General features: G+C 60.4%; 14 protein-coding genes. 5 read left to right on the forward strand and 9 right to left on the reverse strand.

The genetic code is table 11. From position 1 onward, the window contains the following. Positions 1 to 48 precede the first annotated feature (48 nt). On the forward strand, positions 49 to 981 hold the full coding sequence (locus tag OIT41_RS13815; RefSeq protein WP_264636628.1) for a transposase: 933 nt from the start codon (positions 49 to 51) through the stop codon (positions 979 to 981). On the opposite strand, the gene OIT41_RS13820 is transcribed toward OIT41_RS13815, so the two are convergent. Continuing rightward, positions 967 to 2114 (reverse strand): IS3 family transposase gene (locus OIT41_RS13820; RefSeq protein WP_241711096.1). Its coding sequence is split into 2 segments (ribosomal slippage): positions 967 to 1841 and positions 1841 to 2114, totalling 1149 coding nucleotides; the frame shifts between segments, so codons are not numbered across the junction. The genes OIT41_RS13815 and OIT41_RS13820 overlap by 15 nt on opposite strands. Positions 2115 to 2119: 5 nt before the next feature. Here OIT41_RS13820 and OIT41_RS13825 point away from each other — a divergent pair. After that, positions 2120 to 2602, forward strand: coding sequence for a transposase (locus OIT41_RS13825; protein ID WP_264636629.1), 483 nt, complete (start codon positions 2120 to 2122; stop codon positions 2600 to 2602). A gap of 361 nt (positions 2603 to 2963) precedes the next feature. Here OIT41_RS13825 and OIT41_RS13830 read toward each other — a convergent pair whose 3' ends face one another. The 5 genes from OIT41_RS13830 to OIT41_RS13850 form a co-directional block, all read right to left on the reverse strand. Then, the gene (locus tag OIT41_RS13830; protein ID WP_264636630.1) at positions 2964 to 3863 is read right to left on the reverse strand and encodes a TIR domain-containing protein; all 900 of its coding nucleotides are present in this window, start codon (positions 3861 to 3863) and stop codon (positions 2964 to 2966) included. A gap of 48 nt (positions 3864 to 3911) precedes the next feature. After that, positions 3912 to 4631, reverse strand: a complete 720-nt coding sequence (locus tag OIT41_RS13835) for a hypothetical protein (protein WP_264636631.1) — start codon at positions 4629 to 4631, stop codon at positions 3912 to 3914. A 9-nt stretch (positions 4632 to 4640) separates the two neighbouring features. Next, a complete protein-coding gene (locus OIT41_RS13840) occupies positions 4641 to 5399 on the reverse strand; it encodes a hypothetical protein (RefSeq protein WP_264636632.1) in 759 nt (252 codons plus the stop codon). 137 nt (positions 5400 to 5536) lie between these two features. Continuing rightward, on the reverse strand, positions 5537 to 6313 hold the full coding sequence (locus OIT41_RS13845; protein WP_264636633.1) for a DEAD/DEAH box helicase family protein: 777 nt from the start codon (positions 6311 to 6313) through the stop codon (positions 5537 to 5539). A 543-nt stretch (positions 6314 to 6856) separates the two neighbouring features. Beyond that, the gene (locus OIT41_RS13850; protein ID WP_264636634.1) at positions 6857 to 7954 is read right to left on the reverse strand and encodes a hypothetical protein; all 1098 of its coding nucleotides are present in this window, start codon (positions 7952 to 7954) and stop codon (positions 6857 to 6859) included. Between the two features lie 70 nt (positions 7955 to 8024). On the opposite strand from OIT41_RS13850, the gene OIT41_RS13855 reads away from it, so the two are divergent. From OIT41_RS13855 to OIT41_RS13865, 3 genes are all read left to right on the forward strand, one after another. Continuing rightward, positions 8025 to 9169 (forward strand): IS3 family transposase gene (locus OIT41_RS13855; protein ID WP_264636635.1). Its coding sequence is split into 2 segments (ribosomal slippage): positions 8025 to 8298 and positions 8298 to 9169, totalling 1146 coding nucleotides; the frame shifts between segments, so codons are not numbered across the junction. 738 nt (positions 9170 to 9907) lie between these two features. After that, the gene (locus OIT41_RS13860) at positions 9908 to 10696 is read left to right on the forward strand and encodes a LysM peptidoglycan-binding domain-containing protein (RefSeq protein ID WP_241709217.1); all 789 of its coding nucleotides are present in this window, start codon (positions 9908 to 9910) and stop codon (positions 10694 to 10696) included. A 58-nt stretch (positions 10697 to 10754) separates the two neighbouring features. Further along, positions 10755 to 11270 carry an Rv3235 family protein gene (locus OIT41_RS13865; RefSeq protein WP_241709216.1) on the forward strand — a complete coding sequence of 172 codons (516 nt, stop codon included), beginning with the start codon at positions 10755 to 10757 and terminating at the stop codon, positions 11268 to 11270. Between the two features lie 74 nt (positions 11271 to 11344). Here the strand turns inward: OIT41_RS13865 and secA are convergent, their stop codons facing one another. The 3 genes from secA to hpf form a co-directional block, all read right to left on the reverse strand. Beyond that, positions 11345 to 14089: a preprotein translocase subunit SecA gene (secA, locus tag OIT41_RS13870; protein ID WP_241709215.1), complete on the reverse strand. Its 2745-nt coding sequence runs from the start codon at positions 14087 to 14089 to the stop codon at positions 11345 to 11347. Positions 14090 to 14223: 134 nt separating this feature from the next. Continuing rightward, positions 14224 to 15465: a winged helix-turn-helix domain-containing protein gene (locus OIT41_RS13875; RefSeq protein ID WP_241709214.1), complete on the reverse strand. Its 1242-nt coding sequence runs from the start codon at positions 15463 to 15465 to the stop codon at positions 14224 to 14226. 31 nt (positions 15466 to 15496) lie between these two features. Next, positions 15497 to 16222 carry a ribosome hibernation-promoting factor, HPF/YfiA family gene (gene hpf / locus OIT41_RS13880; RefSeq protein WP_241709213.1) on the reverse strand — a complete coding sequence of 242 codons (726 nt, stop codon included), beginning with the start codon at positions 16220 to 16222 and terminating at the stop codon, positions 15497 to 15499. Between the last annotated feature and the right edge of the window lie 134 nt (positions 16223 to 16356).

Below are 16356 nucleotides of genomic sequence, written 5' to 3' on the forward strand. Positions count from 1 at the left end.
CTGGGATGAGTGTGTCTAAGCATTCAACCTGGAACAGGACCACGAGCCTTGAACGAGCCTACCGGGGTCGCAGCTGACGCTGCCACCAGCATCTTCAACCTGCCCGGCTACCGCGTCATCTCCACCAGCCTGAGCCCCGATGGCGGCCGCAGAGTCATTGTCGAAACCGACCAGCCACCGGGCTGCCCCACGTGCGGGGTGGTTGCGTCACGGCGGAAGGAACGCCGCTTCCAGCGGATCCGGGACATTCCCGTCGCCGGACCCGTGGAGGTCCTCTGGTCCAAGTACCGCTGGTACTGCGAGGAACCCGCGTGCGAGCGGCTCTCGTTCTTTGAATCCACGCCCCAGGTGCCGCGGCGTGCCCGCTCCACCGGCCGGCTCCGGGACCAGCTCGTGGAGGCGGTCATCCGTTCGGGTCGGGCCGTTTCGGAGACTGCCGCCGCGTTCGCGGTGTCCTGGTGGATGGTCCGTGTCGCGCTCAACGAAGCCTGCTTCCTGACCCTTCCTGATGTGGACCGGCTGAGCCCGAGAATGCTGGGCATCGATGAGCACCGTTTCCGGTCCGTGCGCTATTTCCAGGACCCCGAATCCAAGGCCTGGACGCGGTTCGAGCCGTGGATGACAACCATCGTGGACCTGGACACCGGCCAGGTCCTGGGCGTCGTGGACGGCCGGGACCACAAGGGCGTCGGGGAATGGCTCTTCGCCCGGCCCCTGGCATGGCGTCTGGCCGTGCAGGTCGTCGCGATCGACCCTTCCGCGGCCTTCCGCAAGGCGCTGCGGATGTGGCTTCCCCGGACCGCGGTCGCCGTGGATCACTTCCACCTGGTCTCCCTGGCCAACCAGGCCGTCACCGAGACACGGCAGAACCTCTCCCAACAGGTCAAGGGCCGCCGGGGAAGGGCCGTGGACAAGGCCTGGGCGCACCGGATGCTTCTGGTTGGGTCCCCGTTAGCAGTCCAGCGTCTATGCGATAGCTAATTGGTTTTCTTGCGTCCAGTTCTCCCAGTACCGATTCGGCGTCATGCCATCCAGGGATCCGTGGGGCCGTTCATGATTGTAGATAGCTTTCCATTCCTCGGCCAAATACCTTGCCTCGGCCATGGTGTCCATGATTTCTCCGGTGAGTTGTTCCCTTCTGAACTGGGCGTTGAACGACTCGATAAAGCCGTTCTGCCACGGTGATCCGGGGTCGATGAACGCGGTATCGACCCCGGCGGTGTTGCACCAGCCGACCAGCGCTGCGGCGGTGAATTCCGGCCCGTTGTCGCAGCGGACGTACGTCGGGGCGGTGCCGGTTTCGGCGATGATGTCCTCCAGCACCGCGATGACGTCGGCGGCCTTGAAGGACCGGCGCGGAATGACTGCCAGCGCCGTGCGCGTGTATTCGTCGATGACATTGAAGAACCGGATGTGTCGGCCGCAGGAGGTCACGTCGGACTGGAAATCGAAGCTGACCACGTGCATCGGGTACTGGGCCGTGAGACGCTTCTGTTCCCCGGCGCCGGGGCCGGTGCGCCTCTTCTTCCTCGCCCTGGGTTTGCACGTGAGCCCTTCGTCACGCCAGAGCCGGCGCACCCGCTTCTTGTTCAGTGCCACACCAGCCCATGCCGGCTGGGCCAGCAGATGCCAGCGGGCCTTCCGCCAGCCCCACGCGGGATGCTTCACGGCCACGGCCCTCAGGTCCGCACGCAGCTGCGCCTCCTCGAATCCCATGTCGGGTTTCTTCTTGCGGAACGCGGACCGGTTCTGGCCCAGAAGCGCGCAGGCGAAGCGTTCGGACGCCCCGAACTTCTCCACCGCCATGCGCACGGCACGGCGGCGCGGTTCGGGGCTCAGAATTTTCCCTTCGCCACCTCATTGAGAATGTCGATGGCCAGTTCCTTCTCCGCCAGCAACCGCTTGAGCCGGGCGTTCTCCTTCTCCAGCTCTCTGGTCCGCCTGGAGGCCTCGGCGTTCTTCTCGGAACCGTACTCCTTCAGCCACCGGTACCAGGTCGCCTCGGTGACCTGGAGCTCCTTGATGACCTCGACCATCGGGCGTCCGTCATTGAGCATCTTCTGGCCCTGCCGGACCTTCGCGATGACCTGCTCGGGGGTGTGTCTGCGTGCCATGATTCGTGAAATTCCTCCTGCGTCCATTCTCGGACACGAAACTCACACAAACACTGGACTCCTACCCGGGGACCCAACCACTTCTCCTGCGCGCCGGCGACACCCTCACCCAGAAGGCAGCCCACCGGCTGGAGGAAGTGTTCGCCGCCGACGATCCGACCGGCACCCTGCAGGCGGTCTGGAAGGTCAAGGAACAGCTGCGGGTCTTGCTGCGCACCGGCTCCCTGGAGGACGCCACGGCGGCGAAGAACGACCTTGAGGAACTGGTGAAGAAGGCGGCACGGCCGGAGACGAACAGGCTCTACCGCACCGTCTGCAGGTGGTGGAAAGAGATCGAGGTCTTGATCATTACCGGCGCCACCACAGGCAAGGTAGAGGCCAACAACACCGCCATAAAAAATATCAAGCGCACCGCCCGTGGCTATCGCAACCCCGCCAACTACAAATCAGTTATTCTCTTGAGAAGTGCCGCCCGGACGGCGGCATGACGCTCATCCCAGGGATCTATTTCCCCACGAACCGTGAAGAGCCCAGTATCTTCGTAGAAACCCCGGCAACTGCTCAGCATCGCACCAATCACGTTGTCCCTCCGGACATAACCATCGATGACGACTGCGTCGCCGCTGGGCAACGGGAGCTCCCCCTCGGGCAATGTGCTAGCAATCGCCTATTGCAATCGCTTCTGCCGTCATTATGAGGGAATGCTATTCAAAGTCAATGTCTAATTTGGTAAAATAACAAATGAATGATGAACCTTTTGATCTCGTCGCTTCCCTGGACAACTCCACGAGGAACAGTTGTGTCACTTTGAAGGTCACGGCGAGCAAGTCTCTTACCGCAGTGGCAGCTCTAATCGCTAGATGGCTGTGATTGATAGAAGCCATCTGACTTACCCAGACCGGACACATTCAAATCCATAAAGCCCACCCGATACTCTTTCAGAACCGGGAGGTTTTCGAATATGCTCCTGATCCGAGCGACGGATATGCTGGATAGTTGCCCTTGAGTCGCTACTGTGATGACACTCGATCCCGGTGAATAATTGACCTGTGGATTGTTCGCCGAGATGTCAGCTCCAACAATCTCGTAGACCATTCCGTCCAATGCACGCAGCGTAGTCGTGTCCAGTTTCGCAGGACCAACAAGAGTGGTTACTAGAGCAGAATTGTAGCTTGCGGTCCGCGCTATTCCGCGAACTGTTTCTAGCACTTCTTCCATAATTGCTTCCGGTGGTCTGCGGGCAACAGCCTCCTCTACAGGCTGATTCGTAACCTGGATCAGCATCTTTTCTAGGTCTGGCCACCACTTGTCGAACGCTGTTTTGAGAGACGTCTCAGAGCGCCCTCCCTCATCAAGTGCGGCGTTCATCGTCATCACGATGTTCCACAGATCATCCTTGGACGTCATATGGGCTTGGAAGTGACCCAAAGGAAGTTCAAGCTCTTCCATCTTGTCGAACCCGATTAGAAGCGGGATCGCATGCCCCACAACACCATCAGTTGCTTTAGACAAAGCCCCGGCCTCAAACTGCAACCAAGGCTTGTGCTGATTCTCAGGGGTAACACAGATGATCCCAAACCTGGTGACACTCAGCGCTTCGGTGATCTGTGGAATTGAAAGCTTGCCAGCCTCGATGCTTTTTGCACTCATCCACGGCTCGACCGCGTTAATCACCTGAGGGAGCCATGCATCAAGCTCCTTGGCGACCGCAAGACTCCTCTGGCCTGACCAGCTAATAAAGACCTTCAACGCCACTCCCCTGCCCCGAATGAATACTCAGGCAAGAGTACCAACGTCCTAGTTCAGCTCGTCCGCCCTGAAGATCTCGCGACCTGACTCGTGACGCCAGATGATGTGATCAAGCTTTCTAGCCTGCGTCGGGTACGCGTCGGCAACTCGCATGATCAGCTCTGTCGCCTTTCTAGTACCGAGCTGTCGCTTGGTGAGGCCCGTGTGCTTTTCGATGAACCGGTAAACCATCCTGTCCGGCTTCACGGATTGGTATCCGGCTAGGACGACAAAGTAGTTGAAGGTGACCCCTGACGATTGGCTGGTCAGATCTAGCCAGGTGTCCTCAATCCGGGTGAGAAATTCGTCGCGAGCATACTCTGCGCGAACATCTGCCATCGTGAATATCCCGATATTCTCCAGCGCAACGGCTGCCTCGTTGACGACCTCGGCCTTGAGGGGTGCGCCTTTGTGAGTGTGCGCTGGCTTGCGGTTATTCACCATGCCGGCAAAACCTACACTCCCACCGACGTTGCCAAAGGTTTTGAGGAGTTCTTTCGTGCCGTCAGTCCAGGCGTCACCGTCTTCGGCTGTCCGATAGGCGCGATACTTCGAAACGACGTTTTGAACACTTTGATATGACGGACCCGTCGACCATAACGAGTCGACTATGCAGAGGGCCAAGCTGTCCGGATATCCTCTGGCAGTGATCCAGCGCGACTCATCCCCGAAGAGGGTGCCGCAGACATCGGTCAGCTTTTTAGCTTCGGCGGTGAACTCATTCGTCATAGCTGGAGTTTAGACCTCACCAGACGCACGGCGAGATGGGTTTGAGTCGTCAGTCTTGGCTTCCCTCTGCATCTCTTCGAACCACGCCTGTTTCTCCCGATCCTTCTTGTCGCCGCTTCTGACGACGACGCTCATACCGTCGTTGATGCCTTCAGTCCAGTTCTTCACCTGGTCACGCATCTCACCCACCGCCATGGCGAGATCGTTGATCCCGTGGACCTTAACCCATGTCTTGTCTTTGTACGCTCCCCAGTCCAGGACGCAAGGTGATTCGCGCTTGTCGCCGTCAAGCCCTTCGTAATAGACGGTTCCGTCATACCTCAATGGGAAGTCATTGTTGGCTACACGCTGACGACCGAAATCAAAGAGGGTGCGCCACTCTTGCCCAGGGGCAAGGAACGGTATCTCTGGAATGAATACGTCGCCTTCCATATAAGCTCGCGTTAGCTTCGGCTCGAAGACCATGCGCACATTTGAAGCGGCGGTCTGTCCGTAGTTGCGAACCACTAGATCGAGAGCTTCAGGACCGATACCGGATTCCGTCATGAAGGCGACGACATAAGGCTGAGACCTCTCACGCTCTAGCTGGCGGGTCTGGACTCGTGACTGCTTAGCCTCTCCCAATTGATAAAGCCCGACCCATGCAGCAGCACCGGCTATTATGAGCGTCACAGCGGATAGCCAGAAGCCACCCTGTTCAGCCCAGTTTGGCGATTCAACGGCGTCGATGAGTTTCTTAGCTAGTGCAGCCCAGTCGTCAGGAGTCATAGGGTCAATTCTGTCAGTTGACTCTGACAGGCCACGCACGCGTCATTGAAGGCACAGCGCGGGCCTCATCAAGGAACAAGACACCACAGTGGGCTCGGGACGCCGCCCCCGGCCCTCCCGTCCGTTGTGGCCGGGATCTATAGGTCATGGATCGCCACATCCGTCAGGTCAGAGTTCTTCTGCCGGCCAACTTTGACATCGGAACAGACAGCGTAGGCATGCATCGGCTGCTCGGTCTCATCTGACCATTCCTTAAGTGAGACATGAGCCCATTCCTTAAGTGAGACATGAGCGCCAGGCGACGGGACCAAGAAGAGTATGCGGGCGTGCCCCTCCTGCTCCTCGAACCGCTCAGCGACCTTGAGCGCTTTGAAGGTCTTCCCGGTGCCGCAAGCCATGATCAGCTTCCCACGGTCGTTGTCCATGAAGCCCATCATGGTGGCTGTGACGGCGTCATGCTGGTGCGGTCGCAACTGCTTCTTCTCGTGCAGTTTGGGGGCCTTAGACGGGTCCGTGAGCTCGTAGGTGGACCAGTCGATGTTGGAGTGGCGGAAGTCTGAGAGGCCGATGCGCTGAATGGGCAGTTTCTGGCTGTCCAGCATCTCCTCGGCGTTCTTGGTCCAGTTTGAGGTGGTGGACACTATGAGCCGGTGCGTGAACGGTTCCCTGCCCGAGGCTGAAATGAACGAGTCGATGTCATGCTTCTGCATGGTGTGGTTCTCGGAGTAGAACTTGCACTGGATTGCGGTAATGCCGCCGTCGGCACGTTCTGCAACAAGGTCGATGCCGGTGTCCGGCTTGCCGTCCCGGCCCGGCCAGTCTCGCCACAGCCAGACATTCGTGTACTGGGGAGCCTGGACACGGTCATGCTCCAGATATTGCTCGATCAGCTGTTCGAAGTAGTTACCCTTCATCCGTTCCGAATCCGCAAGATCGCGGTAGGAATCGAGAAGCTGATCAAAAGTAGTCGACTCAGGAGCCCCCAGCGGCAGTCAGGCAGTAGAAAACCGGCTCGAAGCCAGCACCTAGATCATATGTCCCTGAGACTCCGAGCCTTGGGAAGGTCGCCGCCGAAGTCATACAGCCGCAGTTGACAACCGTGTATGCTGAGTATTTTTTTGCAGAATCTGTCACGGAGCCAGCGCACTGCGACGCAGAAATGCGGGGAACGGATTGAGAATAGCCGCAACCGCATTCGCGGCGCGGCGAAGCCCTGCCACACTGGCAGATTTCCGAACGCCCTGAGGACGAATCAGCGAACTCGCGCCACTCTCCTTAAGAGGTTGGTCCTGAGTCGGCAAGTCAACCGGCCATCAGAAAATGGCTCAGCAACGGGGAACAATGAGATCTTTCTCAGTTCCTGAAACCATCAAACGCAGCGTCCTGCTCCTGGAGGCTTGATTTCTGGAGTCGAATGCCCGGAGGCCAGAGGATCCAAGTTCGCGCTCGCCGCCAAGTCATTGTGGAGCGCAATCCACGCCATCCAATCGACGACTGAAGTCTACGATTTTGAAAGTCGCCACAGATGCCGGCGTTGAACAGAAGGCCCGAGACACAATCTGGTCAGACGATGCATATTGATACAAGCCCTTTGCAGGGTCCGTGATAAGTAAGTTACGGCCATCCTGCGACAACACGTAACCGATGAGGGTGCGGCCATCAGAAAGGTGCAGTGACTCAAGGTGGCCGAACCTCATGGGCGTCGTGACGAGCTGCATGCCGAACACTGCCAGCCCTCCCATGAAGACGGCAAAAATTGCGTTGTATATGTTCTTCCGGGATGCGGAAGCTATTGCTTGATAGCGAGCAGTGACTTGTTCGTGGAAACCTTGAGACTCCGGCGAACTCGCGAATGCTGACTCGTCCCTCGCCTGGGCGCGCGCGGCTCGCGCCTGCTCCCATAGTCTCGCGAGAACGGCATCCCTGGGTTTGTCGTTCTTGGCGATCCAGTCCGCGAAGGGAATAGGCTGTGCTGCCTTCTTCGAACGGTCCTTTTGCAATCGCCATAATACGTAAGTCGCGACCAGCACACCCAGCGCAAACACGACTGCATAGACCAGTAGCATGACGGCGACAAGAGGCACGTAGAAGCGCCGTAAAGCGGCACGTACATGAATGCCGTAAGAATCATCGCCAGCGACACTTGGTATCACCATGACAAGGCCAATAAGGACGACACTAAGAAGGTTAATGGCTGCAATCAGAGCCAGAGATCCTACGGGAATCTGAGACGCGATGACTATAGCCAATGGGCCATCGCCGCCAGCCTGAATTAGTAGGTTCAGCGCGACCCAGAGCACCATCAACAGGGGGAGTATTACGACGCCTCCCTTGACGAACTCTCGTTCGTGTTTGTACTTTTCTATGAGTTCCGCTGCGGTGTCGAACTCCGGATCACCTGGTCCGGCAGCGGGAAACGCGACGCGCCAGCCGCGCGCAAGCTTGGTTAACCCGCCTCGGAGCCAGGGGCGCCACGCCGGCCTACGCTGCCGGTTTGATTCAGCTGGTTCGGCGCCGGCAACTTCATTCGACTGACATGCTGCTTCTTCGGTCATGTCGGGACTGCCCCGGGTTTGATTGACTCCTGACTTGTGAGGATTTACTCCTTGCAGCAAGGATGTTCACATGCCCAAGCCTTTCCCCGTTGAGTTCCGCCGCGACGTGGTCGCCGTGGCGCGGAAGCACGAAGCCCCGATCTCCCAGATCGCTAAAGACTTCGGGATTTCCGAAGCAACCCTGCACAACTGGCTGAAGAAGGCCGACATCCAGGAGGGCGCCCGTCCCGGTGTGACGGAGAAGGAAGCCGCGGAGCTCAGGGATGCCAGGAAGCGTATCCGGCTGCTTGAGCAGGAGAACGAGATCCTCCGCCGGGCAGCGGCGTTCTTCGCCCGGGAGCTGCCCCCAAAATGAAGTTTCCGCTGGTCCTTGACCTTGCCGCGGATGGGATTCCCGTCGCGGTGGCCTGCCGGGTGCTGGGGTTCTCTAAACAGGCGTTCTACGCGTGGAAGGCCGCGCCGGTCACGGAGCGTGACTGGTCCGATGCGCACCTGATCAACGCAGCGGTGGACGTCCATCGGGACGACCCTGCATTTGGGTACCGGTTTATCGCCGACGAGCTCGAAGACCAGGGTTTCAGCGCCGGGGAGAACCGGGTGGCGCGGCTGTGCAGCAGCCAGCAGATCTGGTCCGTGTTCGCCAAGAAGCGCGGTCTGACCCGCAAAGCCGGCCCGCCGGTGCATGACGACCACGTCAGGCGGGACTTCACCGCGACGGCGCCTGATGAGCTTTGGCTCACGGACATCACCGAGCATCGGACCGATGAGGGCAAGCTCTACCTGTGCGCCATCAAGGACGTCTACTCCAACCGGATCGTGGGCTACTCCATCGATTCCCGGATGAAAGCGTCTCTGGCCGTCTCGGCCCTCCACAACGCGATAGCACTCAGGGAGCCGGTAGGAACCGTGGTCCACAGTGACCGCGGATCCCAATTCCGCTCCAACGCGTTCGTGGGGACGCTGAAGGGCAACGGGCTGAAAGGATCGATGGGACGGGTCGGCGCGTGTGCCGACAACGCCGCGATGGAATCGTTTTTCTCGCTCCTGCAGAAGAACGTTCTGGACCGCCAGCGATGGTCCACGAGGGTGGATCTGCGCCTGGCCATCGTGACCTGGATCGAGAAGACGTACCACCGGAAACGCCGTCAGCGGCGCCTCGGACGGCTAACGCCGGTCGAGTTTGAGACAATGCATAGCGGCCTCAAAGCCGCCTAACAACACTAAACCCCGAGAGTCAACGAAATCCGGGGCAGTCCCTGTCTTCCAGCCCCCATTCTTGTCCCTTCAGACTAGTAGAAGGTCTGATGTTAGGGTATGCGCGGACGGACCCCAACCGGTTTCAGGCACGAACGCTACACCCAATGAGCCCTGCGTGCCGTCGGACACAGAGCGGGCCTCGGAAGCCGCAACTGACCTCCTAACGCCCTCTGGGCCGCCATTCGCGTACGACTACGTAGAGGCTTTTCCGCGCTCTCGATGGACCTTCCAACCACCACGGCAGGAGCCCCTGCCGACGCCGTAGGACGCCATCGTCCACAGGCTTCAACTGGCCGTGCTCAAAGTGGACAACTGTGTATGCCAGCGAGCTTTTTTCACAATTTTGGGGAGATGCTAACGCGACCGGTTTCCACGCAAGCGAGCCCGTATTTGAATGGACCGCAACCGCATCTTGGCACGCAGTTCAGGAAGCACGATCAAGGACTAGCTGAAGAACTTTCCACGCCCCAAGATCCCATTCCCTTGCAGACGGGATCGTCGCACCGAGTGTATCTAAGGACCTTTGTCGTCAAACAGAGCATCCCAACGCATTGCGTCAGCGTAAGCGGGCACTCCCCCGTGGTCAATCCTTCTTCACAGTCAAGCAAATCCTAGACAAAATTCACTTATTGTGGTCAAAATAAATCAATCGCTATCAAAGTGCATCAAATAACATCAACTGGGTAAGGGGAACCCATGGAACAGAGCAAAAGACTCCTTCGGAACGACGTTGCAATGGCAGTGACCATCCTGGCGCTCTCTCTTTTGCTCGCTGTCGCCGGCTTGATCTTGATAGACCGGTGGCACTCCGCGGCGGAACGACTCCAGGCACCCATGTTCGACGATCTCCTGGGATTTATCGCAATTGCCGCTGGACTGGGAATCGGGGCCTGGTGGATCGCGACGTTCCTTCTGGCAGTGGCCGCCGCGCTCCTCCGGCAATCAGGCAAGGATCGTTGCGCGGGCGCCGCCGCCAAACTCAGCCCGGCTTTCATGCGCAGACTGGCTGTTGCGATTCTGGGCCTGAATCTCTCGGGGATTACGTTGGCGAGCGCGTCGCCAACGGAACAGCTCGAACCGGCCTGGAGCCCGACCCACGACTCAGCGACGTCCAGCAGCATCTCTGCCCAATGGATGCCCGGCCGCGGCCTCTCTCGCCATCCCTCAGCCGTTCCCTTGAGTGAGTCCGGATCATCCGAGATCGACCCGCATTGGCAGCCCCGGCCACCCGTCGCCGACCCGGGGCTTCTGGGAACCAGGCCACAGCGGGCAGCCGAACAGCATGCCTCACCGGAGCGAGGCGAAGTGGTGGTGAAGCGGGGAGATTCATTGTGGTCCATTGCCGCCCGGCAGCTCGGCCCCATGGCCAGCGACGTCGACATTGCCCTCCACTGGCCGAAATGGTACGCCACAAACCGGAACGTCATCGGAGACGACCCTGGTCTCCTTATCCCGGGCCAGATCCTGCAACCACCACCTGGGTAGCCACCAGCCGATCCACCGCCATCCGCCGCCGACCAGCGATTCGCAACCGAGGAAGCCCATGAGTGCATCACCAGCCATCTACACCGCGCCCCATGCAGACCGACTGGCAGCTTCGCCACCCATCGCCTCCCGTTCAACAGTGGTTTCGCCTCGCGCCAAGGCCGGGGTGGGCGGGCCTTCCGATAAGGGGCCATCGTCTACCGGTAAACCAGCTCGGCTCCTTGGCCTCGACGGGGAAATCCGTGCACTGGCCCGTACCATCGCCCAAGCTGCGGTCGAAGTCCTTGCCGGTACCCGGCCGGTGCAACAGCTCTCACGGACCCTGGATCCGGGCTGCCTCGCCGCACTGCAGCATAGGGCCGCACTGACCAGGGCCCATGCCGCGAGTGCCCAGGGCGGGCAATCCAGGCTTCACCGAAGTCCGATGGTCCGCTCCGTGCACCTCTGCGCGGTGACGGACGGAGTGTATGAGGCCAGCGTGGTCGTCTCCGAAGAGCTCCGCTCCCGCGCCGTAGCCATGAGGCTTGAAGGGAACAACGGCGCGTGGAAGGTCACCGCCCTCGAAATCGGCTGACGGCGGGGTTCAAAGCAGCAAACGGAGAGGGACCAGAACTGGTGGTCTGGTCCCTCTCCGTTTTCGCTGCAGTGTTAGCGGCGCTTCCTCTTGTTGGATCCACGCTGCTTGTCATCGGCGGCGGCTTTGGCCGGGTTGCCTGAGCGTCCCGAGGTCCGCCCCTCAACGCGGGTCTGGCTCGCGCCGTCCTCTCCAGGTGCTGTGTACTGCAGCTGGACAGGCTTCTCCGGGGCTTCGAGGCCGGCCGCGCGGATCTGCGGATCGTGATGTTCGACGTGACCGCCTTCGGGGCTGCCGTCCACCACCACCACGTCTTCGGCGGGCGTTACTTCCACTTCCAGGTTGAAGAGGAAACCGACGCTCTCCTCGCGGATGGCCTCCATCATGCTCTGGAACATCGTGAATCCCTCACGCTGGTACTCGACCAGCGGATCCCTTTGGGCCATGGCGCGCAGGCCGATGCCCTCTTTGAGGTAGTCCATCTCATAGAGGTGTTCCTGCCACTTGCGTCCAAGGACCGAGAGGACAACCCTGCGCTCGAGCTCGCGCATGTTCTCGGCGCCGATGGCTTCTTCCCGCTCCTTGTAAACGAGCTGCGCGTCCGAAAGAATCTCGTTTTTGAGGAATTCAACGGAGGCGCGGGCCTTGCCGCCGGCTTCGTCAATAATCTCCTGGGCGGTAACGGTTACCGGGTACAGCGTCTTGAGATTGGTCCAGAGTTGGTGGAAGTCCCAATCATCGCCGGTTCCCTCTGCCGTGGCGGCATCGATCAGGGCGTTGATGGTGTCCTCCAGGAAGAACTGGACCTTCTCGTGCAGGTCGTCGCCCTCCAGGATCCGCCTGCGGTCGCCGTAAATGGCTTCGCGCTGGCGGTTCAGGACGTCGTCGTACTTGAGGACGTTCTTTCGCTGCTCGGCGTTGCGCCCTTCAACCTGGCCCTGGGCCGACGCAATTGCACGGGACACGAGCTTGGATTCGAGGGCAACGTCGTCCGGCACCGAGCTGTTCATCAGGCGCTCGGCCGCACCGGAGTTGAAGAGCCTCATCAGATCATCGGTCAGCGAGAGGTAGAAGCGGGACTCCCCCGGGTCACCCTGACGCCCGGAGCGGCCACGGAGCTGGTTGTCGATTCGACGGGATTCGTGGCGTTCCGTGCCTAGGACATACAGCCCGCCAAGTTCAAGCACTTCCTCATGCTCGTCCTTGACTGCCTGCTTGGCCGCTTCGAGTGCTTCCGGCCACGCGGCCTCGTACTCCTCGGAGTTTTCTTCAGGGTCCAGGCCGCGCTTTGCCAGTTCGGCGATGGCCGTGAACTCGGCGTTGCCGCCCAGCATGATGTCCGTACCACGGCCGGCCATATTGGTGGCTACCGTGACGGCGCCCTTGCGTCCCGCTTGCGCGACAATCGCGGCTTCCCGCGCGTGGTTCTTCGCGTTCAGGACCTCGTGCCGGATGCCGTCCTTGGCCAACAGCTTGGCAAGGTATTCGCTTTTCTCCACGCTCGTGGTGCCGACGAGCACGGGTTGGCCCTTTTCGTGCCGTTCCGCGATGTCCTTCACCACAGCTTCGAACTTCACGATTTCGTTCTTGTACACGAGGTCCGACTGGTCGATGCGCTGCATGTCCCGGTTGGTGGGAATAGGCACCACGCCAAGCTTGTACGTGCTCATGAACTCCGCGGCTTCGGTTTCGGCTGTGCCGGTCATGCCCGAGAGCTTGGAGTACATGCGGAAGTAGTTCTGCAGGGTCACCGTGGCGAGAGTCTGGTTCTCGGCCTTGATCTCGACGTTTTCCTTGGCTTCGATCGCCTGGTGCATGCCTTCGTTGTAACGCCGTCCGGCAAGGATGCGCCCGGTGTGTTCGTCGACAATGAGGACTTCGCCGTCCAGGATGACGTAGTCCTTGTCCCGCTTGAAGAGCTCTTTGGCCTTGATGGCATTGTTCAAGAACCCAATGAGCGGAGTGTTGGCGGATTCGTAGAGGTTCTGGATGCCGAGGTAGTCCTCGACCTTCTCGATGCCGGCTTCGAGAACGCCGACAGTGCGCTTCTTTTCGTCGACCTCATAGTCGGTTTCAGCCTGGAGACGCTGCACGACCTTGGCGAATTCGCTGTACCAGCGGTTGGTGTCACCCTGGGCCGGACCGGAAATAATGAGCGGCGTACGGGCCTCGTCGATGAGGATGGAGTCTACTTCGTCGACAATCGCGAAGTGGTGGCCGCGCTGCACAAGCTCCGATTTGTCCCACGCCATGTTGTCGCGCAAGTAGTCGAAGCCGAATTCGTTGTTCGTGCCATAGGTGATGTCCGCCGCGTACATCTGACGGCGCACTTCGGGATCCTGGTTGGACAGGATGCAACCGCTGCTGAGGCCAAGGAACCGGTAGACGCGGCCCATGAGTTCGGACTGGTATTCGGCGAGGTAGTCGTTGACTGTGACGACGTGCACGCCTTTGCCGGTCAGCGCATTGAGGAAAGCCGGAGCCGTGGCCACGAGGGTCTTTCCTTCACCGGTCTTCATTTCGGCGATATTGCCGAGGTGAAGAGCGGCGCCGCCCATGAGCTGGACATCGAAGTGGCGCATGCCCAGGGTGCGGGAGGAAGCCTCACGCACGGCCGCGAAAGCCTCCGGCAGGAGATCGTCCAGCTGCTCGCCGTCCTCGTGACGGGCGCGCAGCCTGTCCGTCTCCTCGCGCAATTCGGCGTCTGAGAAGGTCTTGAAAGAGTCTTCGAGGGCGTTGATGGAATCGGCATAGGTCCGCAGTTGCCTCAGGGTTTTTTTGTCACCCGTGCGGAGAAGTTTTTCGATAAGTGATGCCACGTAAAGTTGCTCCCAGTCTCAAGCTGCCGAATTCTGGCGGTTTCAGTCTACGGGAGAGACCAGCGCCACGCGGCCCCGTTTCCCTGAGAGCGGAGCGCAAACGCCCGCAAGGCCGCTGCCGGCCCCTCCGGATCTCAGCCGCGGGCCAGTTCCGAGGCGAGCGCCGGCGAGAGATCGCCCATCGGGGACACGACGACGTCGTCGAGGCCCAGCCACTCGGCCATCAGGCGCAGCTCAGCGGAAAGCTCGACGGCGGTGTCCGCCGGAGCGTCCGGCTCCGCATGGGCGGCACGCACCAGAAGCTGCTTCGCCGCGCGGTCCGCCTTGAGATCCACGCGTGCGACCACGGCGTCGCGGAGGAGGAAGGGCAGCACGTAGTAACCGAACTTGCGCTTCTCCGCAGGCGTGTAGATCTCGATCCGGTAATGGAAGCCGAACAGTTCCTCGAGCCTTCTGCGCTCAAAGACGAGTGAATCGAACGGGCTGAGCAGTGCGCGGCCCGTGGCCGCCCGCGGCAGCCTGGCGTCCACATGCCGGTACAAGGCCCGGTCCCAGCCACGCACGGTGACCGGCTCCAGGCGCCCGGTGGCAACAAGCCTGTCGATCGATGCCGCAGCGGCCTTCACCGGAGTCCTGAAATAATCGGCGAAGCAACGGATTGTTCCGATGCCGTGGGCCTGGGCTGCGGCGTCGATCAGCCGGTCCATGGCCGCTACCGACAGATCGGAGTCCCCGTCCGGGAGCGATCCCGCGCGGGCAGCGACTCCAGGCAGCCCCGGAGGAAGAACCCTCGACGTCAGCGTGTACCGGCGCTCGAACTGCTCCGTCCTGGACGCAGCCGTCACGAGTCCTTCTTCAAACAGGTACTCCAAAACCCTTTTGACGAGGTTCCAGTTCCAACCCCAGTTATCGTGCTGCCGATCTTCCTGGTGCCCCAGGTGCGCGGTCAATTGCGCGGCAGTCATGGGGCGCCCTGAGGCGAGCGCGCCCAGGATCCGGCTGGCCATGTCCTCCCGGATTCCGCGTTCCAGGTGGGCCGCGCCCACCCAGGCACGGTTTTGCCAAAGAAGCAGATCCTGAAAGTGTTCCGGGCGGATGAAGCTGGCCTCGTGTGCCCAATACTCCATCATGCGCCGGGGACTTCGCCCGGCCATGGCGTGAAGGATGCTTCGGTCGTAATTGCCAAGCCGCGAGAAGAACGGAAGGTAGTGACTGCGGGAGAGGACATTGACGGAGTCGATCTGCACCACCTGGAGGCGGGCAAAGGTGCGGCCCACCGCCCGTGAAGTCACGGGGCCGGTGGGCCGTTCCTTGTCCAGTCCTTGGGCCGCCAATGCAATCCGCCGTGCCTGCAACAGGCTCAGCGAAGCGGCCATGCCAGTCCTTTCATGGGAATACGAAGGCGGCCTAGGCCGTGGCGGCCTGGTCCTTCGAACGGTAAGCGTGGATCTGTTCCTCCACGGGTTCGTCTCCTGGTTCGCATGTGGAGTCCAGAGTGATTACTCCATATGTCCAGCCACGGCGACGGTAGACAACCGACGGCGTGTTGGTTTCCTTGTCCACGAACAGGTAGAAATTATGGCCCACCAATTCCATGTTGTCCACCGCGTCATCAAGGGTGAGCGAAGCGGCGGGGAAAACCTTGCGACGAATCAGGACCGGGGAATCACCGGCCGGAATGTCGTTGTCGACGTCGTAGGGCGAGCTCTCCACCGGTGGCGTCGTTGGCTCCTGGTGGTTGCTGGCCTCTACATAGATGGGTTCGCTCGCGCTGGCAGGCTCAAGCGTCGCAGTAGCCTCACGAACGGCTTTGGGGGTGTGGCGGCCGTGGTGGACCTTCTTGCGGTCCTTGGCCCTGCGGAGTCTTTCCAGCAGCTTGCTGTAGGCGAGATCAAAGGCGGCAAATTTGTCAGCGGCGCTCGCTTCGGCCCGGATCACAGGGCCCCGGCCCAGAACTGTTACTTCCACCGTGAGCTGGCCCGGTGTCTGGCGCGGGTTGGTTTCCTTAGAAACCTTCGCGTCAACCCTCTGGACCTTGTCCCCAAGCGATTCAATCTTTGAAATCTTCTCGCCGGCATACTCGCGGAAGCGATCCGAAACGGTCAGATTACGGCCGCTGATCATGAACTCCATGGTGCCCTCCAAACAACTCAGGTGACACGATAAGGGCGCTTCTCGGGGCTGATCTGACGGACAGTCGAGCCCCTTTCCGAGCCGCTATCGACAGGTACATCTGTTCTTGGTACCCATAACCGACGTTAGTTCAT

Origin of the sequence: Arthrobacter sp. YA7-1 (assembly GCF_025960325.1) — a bacterium.
Taxonomy (GTDB): Bacteria; Actinomycetota; Actinomycetes; order Actinomycetales; family Micrococcaceae; genus Arthrobacter; species Arthrobacter bambusae_A.